The organism is Paraglaciecola sp., from assembly GCF_051252315.1.
GTDB lineage: Bacteria > Pseudomonadota > Gammaproteobacteria > Enterobacterales > Alteromonadaceae > Paraglaciecola.
Genome location: NZ_JBPOFP010000012.1, coordinates 1 through 22,794, shown reverse-complemented (window position 1 = coordinate 22,794; position 22,794 = coordinate 1). Strand labels below are relative to the sequence as shown.

Below are 22,794 nucleotides of genomic sequence, written 5' to 3'. Positions count from 1 at the left end.
TACCTAAATAATAGAAATGGTTGATATAAACCCAATAATTTGTCACGGTAACCTTACCTTGATGATATTTAGTGGTTGTTATCTACGGTAAGAACTATAGATTCCTTACTTGGGATATTAATAACCTATGAAAATTGATTCTAGGATCCACGCTGTTGACGCCTTACGAGGCTTTGCTTTAATAGGTATTTTAATTGCACATACCACAGGCTACTTTCTTGCAGGTCCGTTAGTACAAGAGCTGATGCCAAATTTATTGCCTAGCACCTCTTCTTTCATCATAAACCAAGCTAACTATTGGTTAGTAATGGGAAAATTCTTTTCTATTTTTGCATTTTTGTTTGGTTTAAGTTTTTTTATCCAAATGAAATCAGGGGAAGAAAGAGAAGCCAATTTTGGCCTGCGTTTTTTATGGAGATTAGTCATACTGGCCGGATTTGGTTTGGTTAATGCGATTTTTTTCCCGGGTGACATATTATTTATTTATGCCATTGTCGGTATGTTTTTACTCCCGTTTTGGAAGCTAAGTAACCTAACATTATTTATTACGGCCACTTTACTATTATTAGGTCTGGGTCGAATTATTCCATTTTATTTCACCCAAGGTGCTTCTCTGTTTTATCCGAATACCTGGGCTGATTATGTACATCATGTAGATACAATAATTAATGGCGATTTTTGGGATACGGCTAAAGCTGGATTCGGTAGAGCAGCTGATCTGACTGATAGACAAATTAACATAACCCCAGGCCGTGCCTACGTAACTTTAGGTTATTTCCTGTTAGGTATACTGGTTGGCCGTATGGGATGGTTAGAAGATATACAAAAAAATAAACTTTTAATTTTAAAGACGTTTTATCTATCCATCATAGCTTCGATACTAACAATCTCACTGCATTTCTATTTTATCGGTGGCGCTTGGATTATCTTCGGTCAGAGTTTTAACACTTGGTCATCACTGTTAATTGGAACCGTATTCGATCTACAAGCAATCTCCATTACCTTTTTATACATTTCTGGCTTTGTATTATTGTTTAACCGCTTGAATGGTTTAAGTCTTTTTAAGCTATTAAGTGCCTATGGTAGAACAGCGCTAACGAGTTATATCTGCCAATCTATTATTGGTACCTTTATCTTGTTCAACTGGGGATTAGGATTAATAACAAAAATCTCCATGTTCCAATGTTTAGGTATTGCCATAGGAATACTGATGTTCCAAATTGCATTTAGTTATTATTGGCTTAAACACTTTAAATATGGTCCGTTAGAGTGGGTTTGGCGCAGTTTGACTTATATGAAATGGGTTCCAAATAAAATATCTACTACAAGTTAAGTTAATAGCAAAATTAAGTAAGAGGCTGTAAATATGAAATTAGAATATATTTTCTTAATGTTCGTCTGCGTACTCGGATTAACATCATGCGCTCAAAAGCCAGAAAAGCCGCTAATTTATCTCACCTACGACGATGGGCCTGATCCACAATTCACCCCCAACCTTTTAGATGTGCTCGAAAAACATGGGGTGAAAGCCACTATATTTGTCACCGGTGAAAATGCCGAAAAACATCCTGAAATTGTGCAACGTGCCTATAAAGCCGGACATACTATAGGTAATCACAGTTACGCTCATAGGCGGGCATCTGACATGAGTTACGAGGAAATAGCAGAATCCTATTCCCGCACCGACAAGATCATTCGTGGCATTACAGGTCAAACAGACATATTGTTTCGCGCACCATACCTCAACGTTTCTAAGGAGAGTCAATCTTATCTGTGCAAAATAGGCAAAAACAGCATGTTTGTAGACATGGTGGGTAAAGACTGGGAAACCCAAGTTCCAGAAGAAATAATCAAGAATATGTTAAATAAACCAGCTTACGTATCAAAAACTGAAATCAACCCGGTGGTATTACTCCACGATAGTGGCCAAAAGGATTTTGGCACCCGACAAGGAACAGTAGATGCAACAGACAAATTTATTCTTATGATGCGCGCTCAAGGATATGAATTTGCCGATCAGGCACCTACACATAAATGGCAGTTGTCAGCAGAAGATTGTGCCCGAAGCAGTTAATGTGAGGTAATACCATATTGGTATAAAAGAAGATGAACCAACACTCTTTCAACTAGGCGTTAATACAAAGTGTTTGGTCATCACTGTTAAGTCTTGGTTTCAATTTTAGTATTGCTTTCAAATGCTGAGCGCTTGAGCGAACAGCTCAACTTTCGGTTGACTGATATTTTGACTCATATTTCCGTTTTCTTCAGCATATTGGCAATACAAAATACCTCTGTAGGCCATGTTAAAATAGTCAAAAGTCTTAACAAAAATTTGTTCAAAACAATCGTCAACTTTACTCGCAGCACCTGTGGATAAAACAGCCGCTGATTTTAATTCTAATGCCCTGCCCCGTGATTTATAAATCTCAAGTAAATCACATAGTCGGTCAATAAACAGTTTCATGGTGGCACTGGGTGCATACCAATAAATGGGTGAGGCAAAAATTAAATTGTCGAAGGTGAGTAAATGGTCAATTAACTCTAAAAAATCGTCACCTCGATTCTCGAATTCATAATCATATGGCAAGATGGTATAACGGTTTAAATCGACTATTTCAGCTTCGAGGTACCCTGCTAGTTGTTGCGCTGCTTGTGCAGTATTGCCATCTCCTCGGCTACTACCTAATATAATGACACTACTCATAATCATTTCTCTCCTTAGGTAAGTCAGACAAGTACTGGACAAACTCCACTTCAAAACCATTAGGATCAATGAAGTAAATATTCTTCCTGAACTCGGTATTTTGACCAACCTTAGCTATCTCAAATCCAGCCTCATTTAATCGCTGTATAACGGCTTCAATATCATCAGTTACATAAGCAAAATGAGCCAAGCCCAACTGATTAGATTTTAAATCTCTATTTTGCCCGGTACCGCTATCATTAAATGTTATGTATTGGTAATCATCGCCAAAATGTACCCACTGTCTCGACACGCCAAACCAGTCTTGCTGTCCTTCACCTCGCACTCTCCAATGGGGAAAAGTCGCTTGATAAAAGGCCAAAGTTGCTTCCATATCCGATACCACTAAATTTAAATGTTCTAAACGCATTTTGTTGCTCCTTAATCAAATTCTATGCCCATGTTAAAACCTCAAGTTAAGTTGAGGTAAAGCACTTTTTTAATTAATATTAAAAAAAGTTTGGAGAAATTAAATGCAAAAGGAAAAAGAGTTATCAGTTGGGTTTGTAGCAAAAAGGTGTGGAGTGAAAGTGTCGACCCTACATTTTTACGAACAAAAAGGGCTCATTTTTAGCTGGCGTAATAGCGGAAATCAAAGACGTTACCACCCAGAAGTATTAAGGCGAGTGTCTGTTATTAAAGCGGCACAAAAAATGGGTGTTAGTTTAGACAGAATTAAACAAGCCTTTGCTACTTTGCCAAAAAATAGAACCCCTGATAGGCAAGATTGGCAAACCTTATCAAATCAATGGCAACAAGATCTTAATCAGCAAATACAATATTTAACCAACTTACGGGATCTACTCACAGGTTGTATTGGTTGTGGTTGTTTGTCTCTCAAACATTGTCCGATTTACAATCCTGAAGACGAGTTAGCAGCCCAAGGAAGTGGTCCGGTAATTCTCGAAAACATCAAATAACCTTCCACTATGTTAAACATTAAATGTAAATGACGTTTATTAAAACAAAGGCTCTCCTATTATGTTCGTGTGCAAACAACTATCAATGTTTGCTGCCAGTGGTTACAATTACATAATGCTTCACACCTAATTTTAATTACTGTTTTTAAATACTATGTCATTCAATTACACAACTACTTATACATTAGATAAAGGTCATTTCAGCGAAACCTTTGATGAGTCTATTGTTGTTAATAATTCAAAAAAAGTTTACCTAACTTCCGTAGGTTTAGGTTTTGTAGGAGCTTTGCTTTTACTTTTTACACCACTTGATCCCTATGTTTCTTGGTTTGTTATCGCTTTAGGCGTATTAGAAGCACTAAGTATACGTTTTCGAAAGCCTTGGTGGTTAGCAAGACAAATGCTCAGTAAAGCAGCGAATACTGATTTAACATTAAATATTGACGAGCAAGGCGTTAGTACGAGTTCGTACTCGGTAAAAAGTAAGATCAATTGGAGTGATTTGACAAAGATCGAAGAAACCAAACAAGGTTGGTTACTCTATCAAGGAGAACGCAAATCTTATTTATCTAATCGAATTCTTTCAGAAGAAGCAAAAGAGTATGTAAACCAACATGCCGAACAAACCCAATAATCATTGAGTTTATCTAAAGTTTATTTTGTACTTTTTGAGTAACGTTTGGTAATAACTGGTCGACTTTAACTCTTTAGTCACTCTGCCGAGGGTATCCTTAATTTTTTGAGCATCGCTTCTCTGTTTAGTCAACGCCATATAAACTGGGGTAATTTCAACATAAGGCTCTATAGCTTTAATTCGATTTTGCGCATTATGTTTTAATATCACGTTACTAAATGCTAACGGATTAGAAATCGCTACATCCACTCGATTTCCCAATAATAATTTTAACAATATGGCTTCGGTCAATGCGGGTAACTTCGTTAGATAACTAGCTTGATCAAATCTGTCTCCATAAGAGTACTCTCTGACAGTCCCAATGGAATAAGATGCAAGCTCCGGTATTTGGCCAGTAAACTCTATTTCCTTGTCGACTAAAGAAAATAATTGATTCGCTTCGTCTCCATACGAGGGTTCAATAAAATGATATTCACCTTCTCGCTTAGATGTTTTAAATAAGGTAAGAATTAGGTCGACCTTGCCAACAGATACAAGATGAATAGCTCGCGGCCATGGCAGTATTATAAATTCAAACTCGTAATTTGTGTGCTGCTCAAAATAGTTAAGAACATCAATACTAAACCCGACTCGTTTGTCATCCAGCTCATAGTTATAGGGGTAGTATCCTTCGTCCTCGACGGCGACAGTTAATATAACTTTATTATTTTTTTGTAAGTCTGATGAAGAACTTATCACTGTATTAGACGATACAGATAATGAAATGAGGTAAACCAAACATATTATTATTTTTTTCATAATGACCGGTATTACTATAGTTTGAAGGACTTAGTCTCTATCAATAAATCGAGTCTATTTCCAAAGTAAGACATAACAGTGTCTTTGCTGACAATGTTAAGCATTCAAAGCTTATCTATCCGCACATGCTTTACAAATAATGGCTCATTTTAAGTAATGCTTCAACTAACGAGTTAAATCCATATTTTATTCAAGCTTTGTCTGAGAGGTATTAATGCTGTATTTGAAGTATTTCTTTTTCCACAGCACGCGTGATTAATGCCAATTCACCAGTTTGCGTCATTTCTTTTATCATGGCATCCAGTAAAGGTATTAAGGCCTTATGATCTTCATGAATGTAATGATATAAAGCTAGCTTTCTTAAAGGTTTTTCCATAGGTTTCACAGTGCTAATGCTTAACATTTTCAACGCCATTAAGCCATCAGTGGTATTGGTTAACGCCACGTCTAACATGCCCCTATCAACCAACCTCATGATCTGTTCAGTCGAATCATGATCTGTCACATTATCCAAACCTTGAGTAATGTAATTAGTATGTTTTACTCCCCTGACCTTCCCCAATCTAAATCGGCTAAGATCTTCTTTATTGCTAATACGAACACCATTACCAACCTTAACAAAGGCCATTGTTTCGAGGCTGTAATAGGGAGTAGGTACACGGAGCGTTGTAGGGTTTTCAATACCATAATTATAGATACGCATAATTTCTCCATCACTTTTTCCTGACGTTGCGTGCGCTTGCGCTCTCTTTCCTGGTAAAGGAGTGATGGTTATATCAATGCCTAATTTGCGATAGATTTGAGGTAATACTAATCTTCCAACTTCTTGTTCAACTAAATTTTGAATCGAGACAAAATGGTATTCTTTAGCCGAACAGACATTTACACATAACAATAAAGCTAACAGTACTCTCATTAACAATTTAATTATCAAAAAATTTGAAAACATATTGGTAATTATGAAGCAAAACAAGTAATTATGCGAAGTTTTACTTTTTATATCGACAAGCATAAATAACTGTCCCAACACAAAGAATAAGAGCTTATTTATTGAATCAGGATTGGCGCAGTTCCTGTCTTAGCCACTCTGCGAATACCTTTATTCTTGCTATTCTGGGAGATTCATCGTCATACAGTAGCGAAAAACATAATCCAGGTTCTATTTGAATATCAAAGGGTTTAACTAAGGATCCTGAATCTAAAATGTCTTGCACCATACAGGCTGATGTTAAGAAGATGCCATGCCCACTTAGCACTGCATTTATCCCCATTTCCCATGTGGTGACTTCCATCCAACTCATTTTTCCTTCTTGCATGGGCACCTTGGCTAACTTAAACCAATCTTTCCAACTAAACCCTGAGCGACCGACTCCAATAGCTTCAACCAACCAACAACTACTAACTTGTGCAGGAGTGGTAAGTTGATGCTCCTCTAGCACTCTAGGTGAACACACGGCAAACACGGGGTCACGCACTAAGACTTCTTGATGAACTTCACTCGTCAGCACTTCTCCTTGGCGAATAGCAACATCGATATCTGAATGACGTACATCTTCATATTGTGCCGACGCTAATGCTCGTACTTGAATATCAGGATAGATCTGGGAAAACTTCCACAACCTAGGCACTAACCACCTAGAACAAAAGGACGGAGACGCCGTCACGGTTAATGTGCCTGCTTCGGGTTCAACTTGTATACGATCAAACCCTGCTGATAGTTGAATAAACGCTTTTGTCACCGAATCTGCCAAGGTTTTCCCATGTTTAGTCAGTAACATGCCCCTGCCTTGTCGAGTGAATAAGCTTACACCAAGGTGTTGCTCCAAGTTACGTATCTGTTGACTAACTGCCGCTTGGGTAATTGCCAGTTCTTGGGCTGCTTGGCTATAACTTTGATGGCGAGCCGCCGCGTCAAAACAACGTAATAGTGCGATATGTCTTAATCTTTTATCCATAAGTTTAACTTATATTAATAACAAAAATTGATCGTTCGTTTATTCAACAAATAACATGAATAATTTGTTTACTCCAATTGAAAGGAATAAACCATGAACACCTTAACGTTAAATTCACCTAAAGAAAATACAAAGGTTAAGCAAAAAACCAATCAAAACTTAGCGAATAAATTTGAAGATTGGTTACAAAAAATTGGCCAGTTATTAAACACGCAAGGTTTATCAAACCATAAGTAACACTAATAATTTTAGAGGAGATATTTATGTCTGTCATCATATGTAAGCCAAGTCATCAAGACATCACACAATTAAGTCATTTGTTTGATGACTACCGGGTGTTTTATAAACAAGTTAGTGATAAAAAATTAGCTCAACGGTTTATAGAAGCCAGACTTGATAAACAAGACTCTGTGATATTTGTGGCAAAAAAAAACCAACAATTATTGGGTTTTACACAACTATACCCAAGCTTTTCGTCGGTATCAGCTCAGCACAGTTGGATCTTAAATGATTTGTACGTGTTACCCGAGAATAGGCAACAAGGCATTGCCAAATCTTTGTTACAAGCAGCTAAAATGCATGCTAAACACACCTACTCTAAAGGGATTAATTTGGTAACAGCTGCATCTAATGTAAAAGCACAAAGTCTTTATCAATCAGAAGGTTATGTAAAGCAAGACTATTTTAGCTATTTCAAAGCTTGTTAAACTTTGATCCAGCTTTTAGTAAAAATAGAAATCTTCAATTAAAAACAAGCCGAGTAACAAACTAAAACTTAATGAATAAGGGTTAACACTCTATTCACGTCACAGGCTTCAAGAAAGTAATTACTTTCTTGATTTACTGGACGGATCACAATGAGATTACCATTTATTTGCTCAGTATATTCTTGCAACTTAAGAAGCGTGCATACAGCGTATATTTCTATTTCAGACACATTTGATAAATCCACAACATAATTAAACATTGTTGTTTGTAACTTTTTATATTCTTCCCTAAATAATAAACCGCTCTTCAAATCAAAACGGCCACTGATTGTAAATTTTGTAGTGCCGATATTTGTTTCTTCACTCTTAACCACGTATTTACCTCTGTTTAGCTGAAAAATTAAAGCGAGGTTAACTAAGGCGTTAATGCTTAGAAAGGTGCAGATTATCAATTTGCGTATTTTGTACACTCCTATCATTCTATATAAATAAAAAACCTATAAATTTCATTAATTTATTCAGTAATTTCAGCTTTGTACAAAAAACGCAAAGTTTACCTAGCCCCCTCGGCTTTAATATCAAAATTGGTAATATGAGATCCGCTATCTATCACTCTTAAGCAACAGGCCAGCATGAACAAAGAACAAACGTTTTTAGATTCAGAAATATTATTATCCACGACAGATCTTGAAAGCCGGATCAAATACGTTAATACAAATTTTTGTAAAATAGCGGGGTTCACTCAAGAAGAAATGTTAGGGAAACCCCACAACATGGTACGCCATGAAGATATGCCTAAGGACGCATTCAGAGATCTGTGGTCATATATTCAATCAGGAAAGTCTTGGATGGGGCCTGTTAAAAACAGGTGTAAAAATGGAGACTTTTATTGGGTAAATGCATTTGTTACCCCCATAAAAGACGATTCGGGAAATACGGTTGAATATCAATCTGTGCGCACGAATCCCGATAGAAGAGTTATTGCAAGAGCCAACGAAATCTACCCGCAATTAGCAGCAGGCTCTACCCCGAGAGTACTCAAATTCCGAACTGACAAAACCTTATGGATCCAATCATTATTTATAATGTTCACTTTACTCTCGGCAGCCAATATATATTTTGCTGATAATCGACTGCTTAGTATCCCACTTTTTATAAGCGGTTTAACGGCTTCCTATATTTGTTTTACATGGAGAAGAAGTTATAAAGTTGTAGTTAATCAGGCTAAAAGCATTTTTAATAACCCATTGATGAGCTACCTGTATTCTGGTAATAACGACGATATTGGTAATATATTGTTAGCGTTAAAAATGAGAGATGCTGAACTCAAAGCAGTAGTTGGAAGAGTGAATGACGATTCTATTTCCATTACGGATACGGCCCAACAATCAGCCCAGCGCGGAACAAACGTTGCTAATGTTTTATCTGCGCAGAAAGACGAAACCAACCAAGTCGCATCGGCAATCAACCAAATGTCGGCAACAGTTCAAGAAATTGCACAGGTAGTTACAAAAGCGTCTAAAGCATCACAACAAGGGTTAGATATTAGTATCAACGGGCAATCGATAGTCGGTACTACCGTTGAATCAATTAACGAGCTGTCTTGCCAATTACAGGAAGTCGATAAGGCCATTAATAAGCTGGTTCAAGGCACAAAATCAATTGAAACTGTCTTAGAGGAAATTAGTAGCATTGCCGATCAAACAAACTTATTGGCTTTAAATGCAGCGATTGAAGCGGCTAGAGCCGGAGAGCAAGGACGAGGGTTTGCGGTGGTTGCTGAAGAAGTGAGAGCACTCGCCCTTCGGTCACAGCAATCGACTGAAGAAATAAGCAGCTTACTCGGCCAGCTTCAATTTGAATCAGATAATGCAACAAAAGCGATGGAAAAAGGCAACAATTTGTCATCTTCTTGTGTGACACTTGCTGAAAAAACAGGCGCTTCACTCACGCAAATAACCGAAGAAGTTTCTTCTATTGCTGATATTAATATTCAGATATCAGCAGCGATTGAAGAGCAGTCCGTTGTAGCTAAACAAGTTAATCAAAACGTGATTTCGATTTCAAATATGTCCACAGAAAGTGAAAAACAAGGACGAGAAGCGGTATTGTTAAGTAGCTCCTTACTGGATAGGCTGAAAGAACAACAAAGTTTAGTCGCACAATTTCAAAAATAACGAACTACAGCTATAACAATATATGACACAACTATGAATTTATTTACATTGTGATTAAATATGCACTATTCAGAAGAGTTTATCTCTACAATTGAAGGTTACAAAGAAGCTACAAAAGAAGCCAGTATGGAAGCGATTCAGCTTACTACCGGTTCTTTTGATATGTTTCGTAAAGCGCTTTGTACTGCGAATTTATCTATTGTACATGTAGATATATTTGGGGAGGTGCATCATCACGGCACAATGGCTAATAACCACTATTACTTTATGTTCCCGAACACAGGAAGCACCTTGAACTTTTGTGGTTTGGATATGTTAGAACAACACATCATTGTTTCTGATAACACACGAAATATTTCTGCTCTTACTCACCAAAACTATAGTGGAATAGCAGTCTCCATTGAGAAAAATTTACTACATCAATATATTGGGATTTCGACGCTAGATATTTGCCAAGAAGTGTCACTAAAGCAAATCATGTTTCCACAAACCATTCAGATAAAATCTCAATTGTTATCGTATATTTCCACATTATTTAGGCATGCAGTTCCGTTGAAAAAATCATGTGTTAGTAAAGATGTATGTGACCAAGTCGGCATTTTATTGTCACAACTAATTCAACCACTCACTGAATTAGAATCATTCAAAGAAAGAGCGTTTTCAACTCGTCAAAATATTCTACTGCGTTCACTTGAATATATTGAACAACACACTCCACACCCAATCACCATTGCGGAGCTTTGTGTCGCTAGTTTTTGCAGTGTTCGAACTCTTGAATATACTTTCAAAAACTTACTTGGTATTAGTCCTAAACGCTGTATTACGGTTTACCGACTTCATCAAATACGTAAAGCTCTATTACAAAAAGGAACACATAAAATAGGCCCGTTATTAGACACCTACGGCATTGTAAATGCAGGAAGATTCTCTCAAGATTATTTTACTTTATTTGGCGAGTATCCAAAAGACACCATCAATTAACCCCAGAACAAATAGCATAACCGGTAGGTAACTTTTTATCCTTTAATAATTAAGGTTATAAAAGCCTAATTTTCTATAACTATTATCTAAGTTGTTGAAGTACATATTATTGTATAGTCAATTTTTCAAATACTGATAAATGGTTTAATTGATGAGCAATAGTAAAAGGACATTTTTAAAAGCCAGTGCAGCCATGTTAGCCAGCCTGCCATTCACAGCGGCCAGCCAGTCTAATTCTGTAGTTGATCAACTGAAACCTTTGGTTGAAGAACGTGAAAAAAGACTAACCACTATCACCAAAGATATTAAACCGATATCAATTGAAGAACGAAAAAGCAGAATATTAAAAGCGCAAAACTTAATGCAACGACATAATATTGCCGCCATGGTCCTAGAGCCCGGTGCAAGTATGGATTATTTCACTGGTATCCAATGGTGGCTCAGCGAACGTCTAACTGCGGTAATTATTCCACAACAAGGCGAGATTGCAGTTGTATGTCCCTTCTTTGAAGAACCAAGTATTCGCGAAACCTTAGCCGTAGGTAACGATGTAAGAGTATGGCAAGAGCACGAAAGTCCTTTTGTTAGAGTCAAACAAGTTTTAGCCGATCGTAAAATCAATACGGCCAAAGGTTATGTGGCCTTTGAGAGTTCTGTTCGTTATTTTGTGCAACAAGGTGTTATGACTTTATTACCTGGCATGCAAGATATCAGTGCCGATCCTATTACCCGTGGTTGTCGCATGTTCAAAAGTCAGCATGAGTTACAACTCATGCACAAAGCCAACGAAATCACTTTAAAAGCCTACGAATATGTCTGGTCTCACCTGCAAAATCGGATGAATTACCTTGCCCCGCATCGCACCACAGGATTAGACCAAAGATTAATTAAAGCCAAAATGTCTCATGCACAAAAACAACTAGGAGGCAGCGGCGCATGGAATATGGTGTTGTTAAACGAAGCAAGTGCTTATCCCCATGGCACCAAACAAAAACAAGAATTACGTGAAGGCTCAACCATTTTAATGGACTGTGGTTGCAGTGTGCTTGGATATCAGTCAGACATTAGTCGTACTTTTGTATTTGGTGAGCCCACTAAAAAACAACAAAAAATATGGGACATTGTGCGAGAAGGTCAAAATGTTGCTTTTGAAGCAGCCGAACTGGGACAACCCGCTGGTAAAGTAGATGATGCAGTGCGTAAATATTACCAAACACAAGGGTTTGGACCTGATTACAAATTACCTGGTTTATCCCACCGCACTGGACATGGAATAGGCATGCAAGGTCATGAACCTGTTAACTTTGTTCGTGGAGAACTTGAAACACTAAAACCTGGCATGTGTTTTTCAAATGAGCCCGGTATTTATTTACCCGAAGAGTTTGGCGTGCGCTTAGAAGACTGTGTTTACATGCACAAAACAGGCGTGAAATGGTTCACCCATCCTCCAGAATCTCTAGCATCTCCTATTGGTAAATTGGTAAGCTTAGAGAGTTAGGCCTGTTGGCCACCTATTAAAAGAGAATCCTTATGCGCAAACTAATTTTATTGGCTGTAACGATGACAGCCGCTAGCCTTTCATTTTCTTTAATGGCTGATGAAAACGCCGACCTCAAAAATATTATCGACCAACATTGGCAGCATGCAACCGCTGAAAAAGTTTTTTTTCGAACCGATCCTGATGGCTGGAAACCGGACGGAAAACTAGCGGAATTTACCTTAGATGCCATTAAACGCAGACAAATGTACAATAACCGAGTGTTAGAAAAACTTGAGAATATCAACCCAAATAAACTGAATAAACAACAGTTAATGAATTTCCGTTTGTTTAAATACGAACGAGAGACTGAACAACAAAGTCATCTATTTCAAGATAAGTATTTCCCGGTTAACTTTTTAAGTGGTTGGCATACGTATTTTGCTGAAGCCCCTGCAAACATGGCTTTTTTAACGACCCAAGATTACGACAAGTTTTTAATCAGTTTGGCCGACTACCCTAGGTTTAACCAAGAAAAAATAGACCTAATGAAGGCAGGGTTAAAAGAGGGTTATGTGCATGCTTGTGAGAGTTTTAGTCACTATCACCTCACCATGCAAAAACACATAGTGAAACAGGCTGAAGACAGCGCAATTTTTGAACCTTTTACTCGTTTCCCAGCTCAATTTAGTCAACAGCAAAAACAAAATTACACCCAAAAAGCTAAAAGCTTGATTAGCAAAAGTATTGTGCCTGCCTACCAAAACCTTTACGACTTTTTCACTCAAGAATATATGCCTAATTGTCGCAAAGAACCGGGGATTAGTAGCGTAAAAGGCGGCCTAGATTATTACACCTACACCGCCAATTACTACACCACAACCGATGCAACGCCAAAACAAATTCATGATTTAGGTTTAAGTGAAGTCAAACGCATTAAACAAGAAATGCAAGCCATCATTGACCAAGTAGGGTTTACTGGCAGTTATGCCGACTTTTTACAATTTTTAGCCACCGACCCGCAGTTTTATGCGCAAGATAAACAAGACGTATTAGAAAAAACCGCTTTCATCACTCAAAAGATGTACGGCAAACTTCCAACTTACTTTAATCATTTACCCCGTAATACTTTTACCATTAAAGGTTCTGCGACTCGCGGTGCGTTTTATATGCCGCCACCAGATAACCGTACACCAGGTACTTATTTTTTAACCTCGGTTCCGTCACAGCAACCTTTATACAACTTAGAAGCACTGAGCTTACATGAAGCAGTACCCGGCCATCATCTACAAAATGCCATTGCCATGGAATTAGATGTACCTGAATTTCGTCGTACATTAAGTCATTCTGCATTCGGAGAAGGCTGGGCTTTGTACAGTGAACGACTAGGTAAAGAAGCAGGTTTTTATCAAGATCCTTATAGCGATTTTGGCCGTTTAGGGTTTGAAATGTGGCGTGCAGTGCGCTTAGTAGTGGATACTGGCATTCACGCCTTTGGTTGGAGTCGTCAACGGGCCATTGACTATTTGGCAGAGCATACCGCTTTAACTGAAAAGTCTGTACAAGACCAAATCGATCGATACATCTCTTGGCCAGGCCAAGCTTTGTCTTATAAAATGGGCGAAATAAAAGTACGTCAATTAAGACAAAAAGCAGAAGAGCAACTTGGTAACAAGTTTGATATCCGTGCGTTTCATGACACAGTTATTGGTCAAGGTTCGTTACCTATGGCGGTTCTCGAAGATGTCGTAAACGACTGGATCAACACTCAAAGATAGAATCAATAAAAATGACAGAAACACCAGCAAAACAGCTTTTATCGACAACACCTGTAGAGCGTAATGAAGACTGGTGGCAAACACGCCACCAGCAAAAGTTAACTGAAAAACAAACCTTAAATAATGATGTAGATTTATTATTTTTAGGTGACTCCATCACCCACTCGTGGGAAGACACAGGCAAAGACGCTTGGCTACAATACTATGCAGATAAAAAACCCTTTAATTTAGGTTATTCTGGGGATCGAACAGAGCACCTGTTATGGCGTATTCAAAACGGCGAAATAGACGATTTAAAGCCTAAACTCATAGTGCTTTTAATCGGAACCAACAATGCGGGTCACCGAGTAGAAGAGCCTGAAGACACCTCCGCTGGTGTAAAAGCTATTTTGCAAGAACTAGAACAACGACTGCCTACTAGTAAAATATTGTTATTAGCCACCTTCCCTCGCAGCAAAAGCCTTCACGCCCCCATGCGTAAACGTGTCAATGCAGCCAACGCCATGACCCAAACCTTTGCCGATGAACAACGAATATTTTGGTTAGATATAGGCCAAGAGTTTTTAACTGAAGATGGCATGGTACTAGATACAGTCATGCCCGATTATCTCCATTTAACCAGTGAGCAATATTGGGTTTGGGCAAACGCCATGGATGAAGCCATCACGAAATTACTGGGGTAAATAGTTATATCAACTAATATTTACGTCATTAAAACGCTGTACAATGATCTAGCGCTTGAATATGTTCCACTTAAAAATACAACCTTTTTCATGATCTCCCCTATTCCTCAAACACATACTTAAAATAACGAAAACCGCCATGACTTACCTGTGGGTTATGGTGCTTTGTTAAATTGCGACACATCATTACAAATTAAATTTGTGAGTGATATTTCTTTGGTAAACAATAAGCTCACCTGTATTAATACTATACGAAAATATAATAAGGATTAACAAAGATGCGCACCAATGTATCTCACCTCTTTGGAGGTTTAGTCATTTTACTGGGGGTAAGTGCTTGCCAAAAAAAAGACACAAACCTTTTGATACCGGCACAAACTAACGACCAAATTATGACGCAGTTAACCTTAGATCCTAATGGAAAAACCGAAACCGTTAAAAATTTCCCGGCTTCTTTTCCTCAGGTGTTAACCAAACGGGGGGAGCCACTCACATATAACAAACAAAACTCATCAAATTTTGAATACATTGGCATGCCTATCGGTGGTATAGGTGCAGGTCAATTGTATCTCGGGGGCGATGGACAACTTTGGTTTTGGGATATTTTCGGGCTTAACTATTATCACGGCTCCCACAAAGGAGAAGAGGCTTATGAGTTTCCTTATAATCGAAGTGACGCTAATCAAAAAGGCGTTTATACACCCGAACAAGGCTTTGCTGTGCGCGTTAAACAAAATGGGGAGTGGGTTGAAAAAACACTGAATCGTGATGGTTTTGATGACATTACCTTTTTAGGCCAATACCCTATTGGCGAAGTTAGTTATCGCGCTCAGGATTTACCTGTTGATATTGATTTAGAAGCTTTTTCGCCGTTTGTGCCACTCGCATTAGAAAAATCAATGTATCCAGCTACCGTACTTAACTACACGTTAAGTAACACTTCGGATAAACCGATTGAAGTTGAACTGAATGGCTGGTTAGAAAACACGATTTTACATCAATCACGTTTAAGCTCTAACAAGTTAAACATAGCCGGTAAGCTTAAAAACCAAGCCGAGATAATCAATAACGAAGCCGCTCGTATTACTTACAGTGCTGAACTTAGTCAAGGTCAAACCCAAATCAAAGACTTATTAGACTACGGTACATTGTCTCTAACGGCTTTTGGAGGAGAAGTCTCTGTTGATAAAGCCTACCAAGAAGTTGATTTACAGACTAAAACACAATTGACCAGTACCTTGTCACAAGCATTTACTATACAGCCCGGTGAGCAGAAAACGGCCAGCTTTATTTTATCTTGGCATTTTAAAAACACTCACAAAGTACATCTCCTGCCATACAATATGGCCGATAAAAAAGTGTTGATGAAGAAAAGCGAAAACACTTACGCCCGTATGTATAAAGATTCGGCCGATGTAGCCGATCATATTCTAAAAAATTACGCTCAACTGAGCAGCCAAACACGACAATGGCGTGATACTTGGTATGACTCCACTTTACCCTATTGGTTTTTAGACAGAACATTTTTAAACGCATCTATATTAGCCAGTACTACCTCTACTATCATTGATGACTTTTTATTTTATGGCACTGAGGGGAATAATCAGGGGTCGGGCACGGTTACTCATGTTTGGGGTTATGCCAAAGCAATGGGTCGCTTGTTTCCGCGCTTAGAGAAAAGTCTTCGGGAACAAGTAGATTATGTCCCCGTATCAAAAGGTGGGTCGTTAAATGACAACGGCATGATCCGCTATCGTTGGTTAGCCGATAAACTTGAAGAGGCTGTTGATGGCCAGGCAGGTGTAATTTTACGGACCTTTATGTCACATCAAATGTCAAAAAACGATGCCTTTTTACAGCGTGTTTACCCTGGTGTTAAAAAAGCCATGCAAGGCTTAACCGCCCATAATGATGCAGACCATGATGGCATATTGACCGGGCCGCAACATAATACCTTAGACGGTATCTGGTACGGAAAAGTCACCTGGCTTAGTTTGCATTATACCGCCGCTTTGCGGGCAACAGCTGAAATGGCCAAAGAAGTGGGCGATCATGAATACGCAGAGTTTTGTTTGACATTAGCCAATAAAGGCCGTGATTATATTGAAAATAACTTGTTCAATGGAGAGTACTTTATTCATGAAGCAGATCCTGAACATCCTGAATCACCAGGCACTTATAGTGGCTTGGAATACAGCCAATTATTAGGGCAAAGCTGGGCTTATCATGTTGGGTTAGGAGAGATATTAGATTCGAATAAAGTAAAAACGGCACTTGAATCTATGTGGCGCTATAACTTCACTACTGACGTGGGCCCATTTAGAGAGAAGTTTACCGCTGGCCGTTGGTATGCCATGCCCGGAGAAGGTGGTATGTTAGCCTGCACTTGGCCAAACGGAGGACAAGATGTATTAGGCAAAGGTAACCAACGTTTTGCCGCCTACAATAATGAAAGTCAGAACGGTTACGAGTACGCGGCCACATCGCTTATGATGTGGCACGACATGCCATATCAATCATTGGCCCATATTTGGTATATGCATAATGACCGCTATCATGGTGAAAAACGTAATCCTTGGTGTGAAGTTGAATGGGGAGGGCATTATGCCCGCTCGATGGCCAGTTACGGACATTTTACCGCGGTGAGTGGTTATGAATATCATGGCCCGAAAGGCTACTTAGCCTTTGCACCTAAAATCACCAAAGATAATTTTAAATCAGCCTTTACTGTGGCCCAAGGTTGGGGCAGCTTTGCTCAAATTCAAACAACCAATCAGCAGATTGAAACTATTGAATTGAAGTATGGTTCTTTAACACTTAAGCAACTTGCCTTTGAATTTCCAGCAAAGCTTGAAACTTCATCGTTCAGTTTCAATGGTCAAGAACTTGACTACCAGATTGAGCAATCTAGCAATAAAGTCACCATCAATCTAAAGGAAAAAGTGACATTGTCAGCTAACGATGCAATCACTATCACCTTAAAAGCGGGGTCTTAATAGACACTTTGTATGAATAAAGCCTCAGTGGCTTTATTCATACTATGAGCTTTACACCATATCAATTTAGCCCACGTAATAATTCTAGTGAGTCAATACCCTTGGTTGGCAGAGGCACTAGTCTTGACGTTTATTACCTCTTCTTTTTGTGTGGTTAAAAAGAGAAATATTGATAAGAATCATCAGTCAGAAAAATAGTCTACACTTTGCTTATAACAAGCAAATTGTATTTTTTATGAAGAACTCTTTTCAACATAAACTGTTTGGTGTCACTTTTTTTATTTGCATGAATTCTGCGCTTGCATCAAACATTCCTGCTCAAATGAGCTTGTTTGATCTTTCTTTAGCTGAATTATTATCGGTCGAAATTACAGGGGCTACCTTACAACGTTCAACACTACAAAAAGTACCCGCTGCTGTTACTGTCATTACCAAAAAGCAAATTAATTTATATGGATTCTCCGATCTAAGCTCGTTACTTAATTATGTTTCGGGTTACCAAGTTCAGCGTTCTGATGTCAGCTCTTTTGGTCAAACTATTTCTAGTCGCAGTTTAAAAGCGAACAGTTCCGCTAGAGAAATTCTGGTACTAGTCGATGGCCAACGCTTAAATGATGACTGGACAGGAGGGGCAACACATTTACTTGCTAAGTTTCCTCTAAATCACGTCGAACGTGTTGAAGTGATTAAAGGAGCAGGCTCTGCTTTGTATGGTTCAAATGCTTATGCTGGGGTCATAAACATAGTTACAGCCATACAAAACGAAACGAGTGTTTCTATTAGTCAACACGGTGGTGCCAGGATAAATGGACAATTCAACCACTTATTAGAAGAAGGTTATATTTCAGCTTTCGCCTCGGTCGATACATATCATGGCGAAGAAGTAAAAATTTACGATCCCTTTACCACTCAGTTAGAAGATACCAGAGATCCTTTTCAGTCTAACCTTTTCTACATTAAAGGCAGCTGGAAAAATATTGAACTGAACATTAGTCACCAAAAAAACCAAAGTGAACAATTTTATGCGGTGGGATTTGTATCAAACCCCAATAATTATCTATCCATGACTCAAGAGTTTATTAGATTAAAACACCAAACCGTTATGTTTGATCACTGGAAAATAAAAACTCAGTTATTTATGTCAAAACACAAATATGAAGTCACAGGTAAAATTGCTCCAACGCCTATTGAAACCTATATTACAGGGCAAGTACTTGAACAAGATCAAGGGTTTGAAATAAGTGCTAGTTATTCAGTGTCGACACAAGAGAACATTTTAATTGGGATAGAATACCGGCAACCAAAGCTAACTAATACAGATGCAAATACTAGTGGGGCGCTGAATTTATATTTACCTCAAGCATTAACAACGGGACGAAAAGTTAAAGGGGTATTTTTTCAATATCAGAATACCTTGTTTGAAAACATTGAATATATATTGGGCGTAAGACAAGACAACTATAATGATTTTGGTACTCATTTCAGTCCAAGGATCGGAATAAATTGGCAAGTAAACCCACAACAGGTTGTCAAAGTGTTATATGGAAACTCCTTTAGAGCTCCCAACCGCTTAGAAACAGGCGTAATGAATAGTAATGCATTTACAGCTAACCCTAATCTTCAACCTGAAATATTCTCTACCTTCGACCTTATCTGGCAATACAGTGCCAATAACACTCTATTTTCTATCGACGTGTTTTATAACGAAGTAGACGACGGAGTTCGTCAACTACAAACCACACCTATTCAATTTACTAACGATGGAACAGGAAGCTCAACGGGTGTAGAGCTAGAATTAGCCCATACTTTTAATGAACAATGGCAAGTTAAGTTTAACCTAATGACGCTAGCGGATTACGATGAGGAGTTTTATACGGACTCAAAAACAGCCGCCAACATAATACTCAGTTATAGTGCAGACAATGTAGCGTATTCGTTATTGGCGCATCATCAATCAAAAAAATTAGACGCAGATGCCTCTATCATTTCTTATTCTGTGCTTAAGCCACGCACCTGTTTTGAAATACATGCCCAGTGGAGCCTAACGCAAAAATCCAATGTCAAAGTAGGTGTATCGAATGTATTTGATCAAACCTATTATGGGACTGCATCTAGGGCAGACATAATAGGCGGAGTAGTAGATAGAGGGCGAAATATAAATCTAACTTACCAAAGAAAATTTTAACCTCTCTAACCCCAAGCAAAGTTTATTTCTCTACGTTATATTAAGGCTTGTTGCACTTTAGTTAAACGGAAGAATTATGCGTTGTGAACAATCGATTTGGCACCTTAAGTTACCACTATTTATATTGGTATTTTTAATCACCGGTTTAGCGCAAGCAAATGACAAACAATATGTCACCCAAAGTGATATTGCTTATTACGATGAAGCTACAACTCGAAGTAACGAATACTTAAAAAGTCGTTGTAAGTTAGATATTTATTACCCTAAAAATACTCAAAGTTTTGCTACTGTCGTCTGGTTTCATGGTGGTGGCTTAACCGGTGGTGGAAAACATTTCCCTAAAGGGTTATTAGAACAAGACATCGCCATTATCTCGGTGAATTATCGCTTATATCCTAAAGTTAAAGCACCTGTTTATATACAGGATTCAGCTGCGGCAGTCGCCTGGGTGTTTCAGAATATTGAAAGTTATGGGGGAGACAAAAACAAAATATTTCTGTCTGGCCACTCTGCAGGCGGTTATTTGGCTAGCATGGTGGGTTTAGACAAATCTTATTTAGCTGCCCATCAGATAGACGCCAATCAATTAGCTGGATTAATACCTTTTAGTGGCCACACCATTACTCATTTTACCGTGCGCAAAGAACGTGGTATCGAAGGTACACAAGCCGTCGTTGACAACTTGGCGCCGCTATATCATGTGCGTAAAGATGCCCCTCCCCTTTTGTTGATTACAGGTGATAGAGAATTAGAATTACTTGGCAGGTACGAAGAAAATGCTTACATGATGCGTATGATGCGAGTAGATGGCCACAAAGATACTAGAATTATGGAGCTTGATGGTTATGGCCACGGCATTATTCAGCCAGCAGTGCCTTTATTGTTAAATGAAGTAAAGCGACTCAGCTCTAAAATAGAATAAACGCGCTTACCTCTGAATACACGTAACTCTGGATTAATAAACTATTCCCCCCAAAAAAAGCCCATAAAAAATATGGGCTCTGTTCAATAGGTTTACGTCATTTAAATTAACCCATTTTTTTATGGCTTATTAACACCATGTTTCATCATGAATGGTGAAAGTCTTTGCATAAGTTGAGCTTGTTTAGCTTGCGCTTCTTGCATGCCTATTTGTGCACCTAGTTTCATTAGCTGAGTCGATTTTTCTAGAAACTTTTGACCTACAGGTGTTTGATAAAACTTGGTAATTTCAGTAATTTCCTCGTCACTAAAAGACTCTGAATAATGTTTTTTAATTTCATTGGTAATCTTTGAGCGATCTAGATCTTCAGTAAACCAAGCCCGAAAAATCCCCTTCAACTCTTCCTTAGCAGCACCATCCAATTTAAGTTTTGCGGTCATCTGCTCTATCATAGGCAACATAGCCTCAAAACCACCTTCCATTTGTTTTTCCATCGACATCACTTTAAACAATTTATCAATTGGCGATTCATTAGCCAAAGTTGGCGCTGACAATGTAAAAAACATTAATGGTACTAATAAAACTTTCTTCACTTTATATCCTTAAGTGTAAAACGCCCGATCGTAGGCAATAAATTTGTTAGGTAAAATAATGCGCCGCAGTCACAAAATCCACCTATTTTTTAAATTTTTCTACTTTTAGGTTTCCCCAACCACTAAAACATCAATACCTAGAGCTTGGCAAAACGGCCAAACGCTGCAATGAAAAAATATGCAGTAGTATAAACAAAGGGACCACATATAACGGGATAAGGTTAAACATAATATCTGCAGATTGATGTTGGAGCACCACTCCCGCGCCAAAACCCAATACCAGGATAAAATCTAATATCCCAGCGGCATTACCGCGAATAATCGCTTGGCGTTCATTTATTTTTCCTTTACGCAATGCTTGGTGGGCCAAGAAAGCACCGATGCCCGCAGCGATATCACCTATACCACCAAGGTATTTAAACCACATAGGTAGTTCAGCGGTAAAAAAGAACATCACACCAAATACAGAGCGCCAATACTGTAAAAATAAAAACTCATTTATGGAAAAACGACTTATTGCCTGACGTAAGCTTTGATTGTTAACGGATACGACATACCCCAAGGCTACAGGGATAACAATCGCCAGAGTAAAACTGACTTGTTGCACTCCCATTACAGAGAAACCTTCACGGCTCAGGACTAAATAGATTGCGATTAACCAAAGGGCAAATATAAAAGCGCAGACCCTCGCTATGGCTTTACTTAACCCTGCCCTTAAAAGTGTTGTTAACAATATGCCTGAAAATATGACTTCTAAAATAATCAGGGAGAAAGTGAAAATCGGTTCGTTCATAGAAAATATATCCTTTTTCTTATAGTGACTTTAAAATTTAAAGTCACTATAAATAAGTAACTTTAAAATTGCAAGTCACTATATTTTTAGATTACTATGTAACCTGAACTCGGGATAATGAGTGTCGTTTTAAATTGAGTTTTAAAAAGAATTCAATCGCTTAAAAATATTACTCTAGTTATGGTTGGGGTTAGGATGACTCGATGACGAAAATTTTCGTGTATAGCAAGGCGAATTTTCGTACGTAATAACGTGTTATTGCTAGACAATCCAACGCCGCTAGGCAAAAAAAGAGCGTTATCGAGAGGCTCGGCTTATCCCGAATTCAGGTTATGTAACAAACAGGATTAAACACTATGCCTAATCATTTATTAGTATCAGAAAAAATGCGCTCCCCCTGCCCAATAGCCAATGCGTTAGATATTATTGGTGACAAGTGGACTTTATTGATT

General features: G+C 38.3%; 22 protein-coding genes. 14 read left to right on the top strand and 8 right to left on the bottom strand.

Features of this window, described 5'->3' with window-relative positions:
• Positions 1-127 precede the first annotated feature (127 nt).
• Positions 128-1,333, top strand: coding sequence for a DUF418 domain-containing protein (locus ACSHXM_RS03880; protein WP_435687414.1), 1,206 nt, complete (start codon positions 128-130; stop codon positions 1,331-1,333).
• A 57-nt stretch (positions 1,334-1,390) separates the two neighbouring features.
• The gene (locus tag ACSHXM_RS03875; protein WP_435687413.1) at positions 1,391-2,074 is read left to right on the top strand and encodes a polysaccharide deacetylase family protein; all 684 of its coding nucleotides are present in this window, start codon (positions 1,391-1,393) and stop codon (positions 2,072-2,074) included.
• Positions 2,075-2,191: 117 nt separating this feature from the next.
• Here the strand turns inward: ACSHXM_RS03875 and ACSHXM_RS03870 are convergent, their stop codons facing one another.
• Positions 2,192-2,704, bottom strand: coding sequence for a flavodoxin family protein (locus ACSHXM_RS03870; RefSeq protein WP_435687412.1), 513 nt, complete (start codon positions 2,702-2,704; stop codon positions 2,192-2,194).
• A complete protein-coding gene (locus ACSHXM_RS03865) occupies positions 2,697-3,113 on the bottom strand; it encodes a VOC family protein (RefSeq protein ID WP_435687411.1) in 417 nt (138 codons plus the stop codon). The genes ACSHXM_RS03870 and ACSHXM_RS03865 overlap by 8 nt, the downstream gene beginning before the upstream one ends.
• 103 nt (positions 3,114-3,216) lie before the next feature.
• Here ACSHXM_RS03865 and soxR point away from each other — a divergent pair, with 103 nt between their 5' ends.
• Both soxR and ACSHXM_RS03855 read left to right on the top strand, forming a co-directional pair.
• Entirely contained in the window at positions 3,217-3,663 is a 447-nt protein-coding gene (gene soxR, locus ACSHXM_RS03860; protein WP_435687410.1) for a redox-sensitive transcriptional activator SoxR, read from the top strand.
• 154 nt (positions 3,664-3,817) lie between these two features.
• A complete protein-coding gene (locus ACSHXM_RS03855; RefSeq protein ID WP_435687409.1) occupies positions 3,818-4,297 on the top strand; it encodes a YcxB family protein in 480 nt (159 codons plus the stop codon).
• Positions 4,298-4,306: 9 nt separating this feature from the next.
• Here ACSHXM_RS03855 and ACSHXM_RS03850 read toward each other — a convergent pair whose 3' ends face one another.
• The 3 genes from ACSHXM_RS03850 to ACSHXM_RS03840 form a co-directional block, all read right to left on the bottom strand.
• On the bottom strand, positions 4,307-5,095 hold the full coding sequence (locus ACSHXM_RS03850; protein ID WP_435687408.1) for a substrate-binding periplasmic protein: 789 nt from the start codon (positions 5,093-5,095) through the stop codon (positions 4,307-4,309).
• Between the two features lie 211 nt (positions 5,096-5,306).
• On the bottom strand, positions 5,307-6,011 hold the full coding sequence (locus tag ACSHXM_RS03845; RefSeq protein ID WP_435687407.1) for a substrate-binding periplasmic protein: 705 nt from the start codon (positions 6,009-6,011) through the stop codon (positions 5,307-5,309).
• 139 nt (positions 6,012-6,150) lie between these two features.
• Positions 6,151-7,050: a LysR substrate-binding domain-containing protein gene (locus ACSHXM_RS03840; protein ID WP_435687406.1), complete on the bottom strand. Its 900-nt coding sequence runs from the start codon at positions 7,048-7,050 to the stop codon at positions 6,151-6,153.
• A gap of 93 nt (positions 7,051-7,143) precedes the next feature.
• Between ACSHXM_RS03840 and ACSHXM_RS03835 the strand changes: the two genes are divergently transcribed.
• Together ACSHXM_RS03835 and ACSHXM_RS03830 are read left to right on the top strand one after the other, a co-directional pair.
• A complete protein-coding gene (locus ACSHXM_RS03835) occupies positions 7,144-7,287 on the top strand; it encodes a hypothetical protein (RefSeq protein WP_435687405.1) in 144 nt (47 codons plus the stop codon).
• Between the two features lie 26 nt (positions 7,288-7,313).
• Positions 7,314-7,757, top strand: coding sequence for a GNAT family N-acetyltransferase (locus ACSHXM_RS03830; protein ID WP_435687404.1), 444 nt, complete (start codon positions 7,314-7,316; stop codon positions 7,755-7,757).
• A gap of 68 nt (positions 7,758-7,825) precedes the next feature.
• On the opposite strand, the gene ACSHXM_RS03825 is transcribed toward ACSHXM_RS03830, so the two are convergent.
• On the bottom strand, positions 7,826-8,131 hold the full coding sequence (locus ACSHXM_RS03825) for a hypothetical protein (RefSeq protein ID WP_435687403.1): 306 nt from the start codon (positions 8,129-8,131) through the stop codon (positions 7,826-7,828).
• Positions 8,132-8,389: 258 nt separating this feature from the next.
• Here ACSHXM_RS03825 and ACSHXM_RS03820 point away from each other — a divergent pair, with 258 nt between their 5' ends.
• The 8 genes from ACSHXM_RS03820 to ACSHXM_RS03785 all read left to right on the top strand — a co-directional run bounded on the left by ACSHXM_RS03820 (position 8,390) and on the right by ACSHXM_RS03785 (position 20,956).
• Positions 8,390-9,934 carry a methyl-accepting chemotaxis protein gene (locus tag ACSHXM_RS03820; RefSeq protein ID WP_435687402.1) on the top strand — a complete coding sequence of 515 codons (1,545 nt, stop codon included), beginning with the start codon at positions 8,390-8,392 and terminating at the stop codon, positions 9,932-9,934.
• A 60-nt stretch (positions 9,935-9,994) separates the two neighbouring features.
• Positions 9,995-10,915 carry a helix-turn-helix domain-containing protein gene (locus ACSHXM_RS03815; protein WP_435687401.1) on the top strand — a complete coding sequence of 307 codons (921 nt, stop codon included), beginning with the start codon at positions 9,995-9,997 and terminating at the stop codon, positions 10,913-10,915.
• A 151-nt stretch (positions 10,916-11,066) separates the two neighbouring features.
• A complete protein-coding gene (locus ACSHXM_RS03810; RefSeq protein WP_435687400.1) occupies positions 11,067-12,413 on the top strand; it encodes a M24 family metallopeptidase in 1,347 nt (448 codons plus the stop codon).
• A 62-nt stretch (positions 12,414-12,475) separates the two neighbouring features.
• Positions 12,476-14,170 (top strand): DUF885 domain-containing protein, encoded by a 1,695-nt coding sequence (locus ACSHXM_RS03805; RefSeq protein WP_435687448.1) that lies wholly within the window; start codon positions 12,476-12,478, stop codon positions 14,168-14,170.
• Positions 14,171-14,181: 11 nt separating this feature from the next.
• Positions 14,182-14,853, top strand: coding sequence for a GDSL-type esterase/lipase family protein (locus ACSHXM_RS03800; RefSeq protein WP_435687399.1), 672 nt, complete (start codon positions 14,182-14,184; stop codon positions 14,851-14,853).
• 278 nt (positions 14,854-15,131) lie between these two features.
• Positions 15,132-17,849, top strand: a complete 2,718-nt coding sequence (locus tag ACSHXM_RS03795) for a GH116 family glycosyl-hydrolase (RefSeq protein ID WP_435687398.1) — start codon at positions 15,132-15,134, stop codon at positions 17,847-17,849.
• Positions 17,850-18,084: 235 nt separating this feature from the next.
• Entirely contained in the window at positions 18,085-20,034 is a 1,950-nt protein-coding gene (locus ACSHXM_RS03790; protein WP_435687397.1) for a TonB-dependent receptor plug domain-containing protein, read from the top strand.
• A 76-nt stretch (positions 20,035-20,110) separates the two neighbouring features.
• Positions 20,111-20,956, top strand: coding sequence for an alpha/beta hydrolase (locus tag ACSHXM_RS03785; protein ID WP_435687396.1), 846 nt, complete (start codon positions 20,111-20,113; stop codon positions 20,954-20,956).
• A gap of 119 nt (positions 20,957-21,075) precedes the next feature.
• Here ACSHXM_RS03785 and ACSHXM_RS03780 read toward each other — a convergent pair whose 3' ends face one another.
• A complete protein-coding gene (locus ACSHXM_RS03780; RefSeq protein WP_435687395.1) occupies positions 21,076-21,549 on the bottom strand; it encodes a DUF2059 domain-containing protein in 474 nt (157 codons plus the stop codon).
• Between the two features lie 130 nt (positions 21,550-21,679).
• Positions 21,680-22,342 (bottom strand): hypothetical protein, encoded by a 663-nt coding sequence (locus ACSHXM_RS03775; protein WP_435687394.1) that lies wholly within the window; start codon positions 22,340-22,342, stop codon positions 21,680-21,682.
• Positions 22,343-22,794 lie beyond the last annotated feature (452 nt).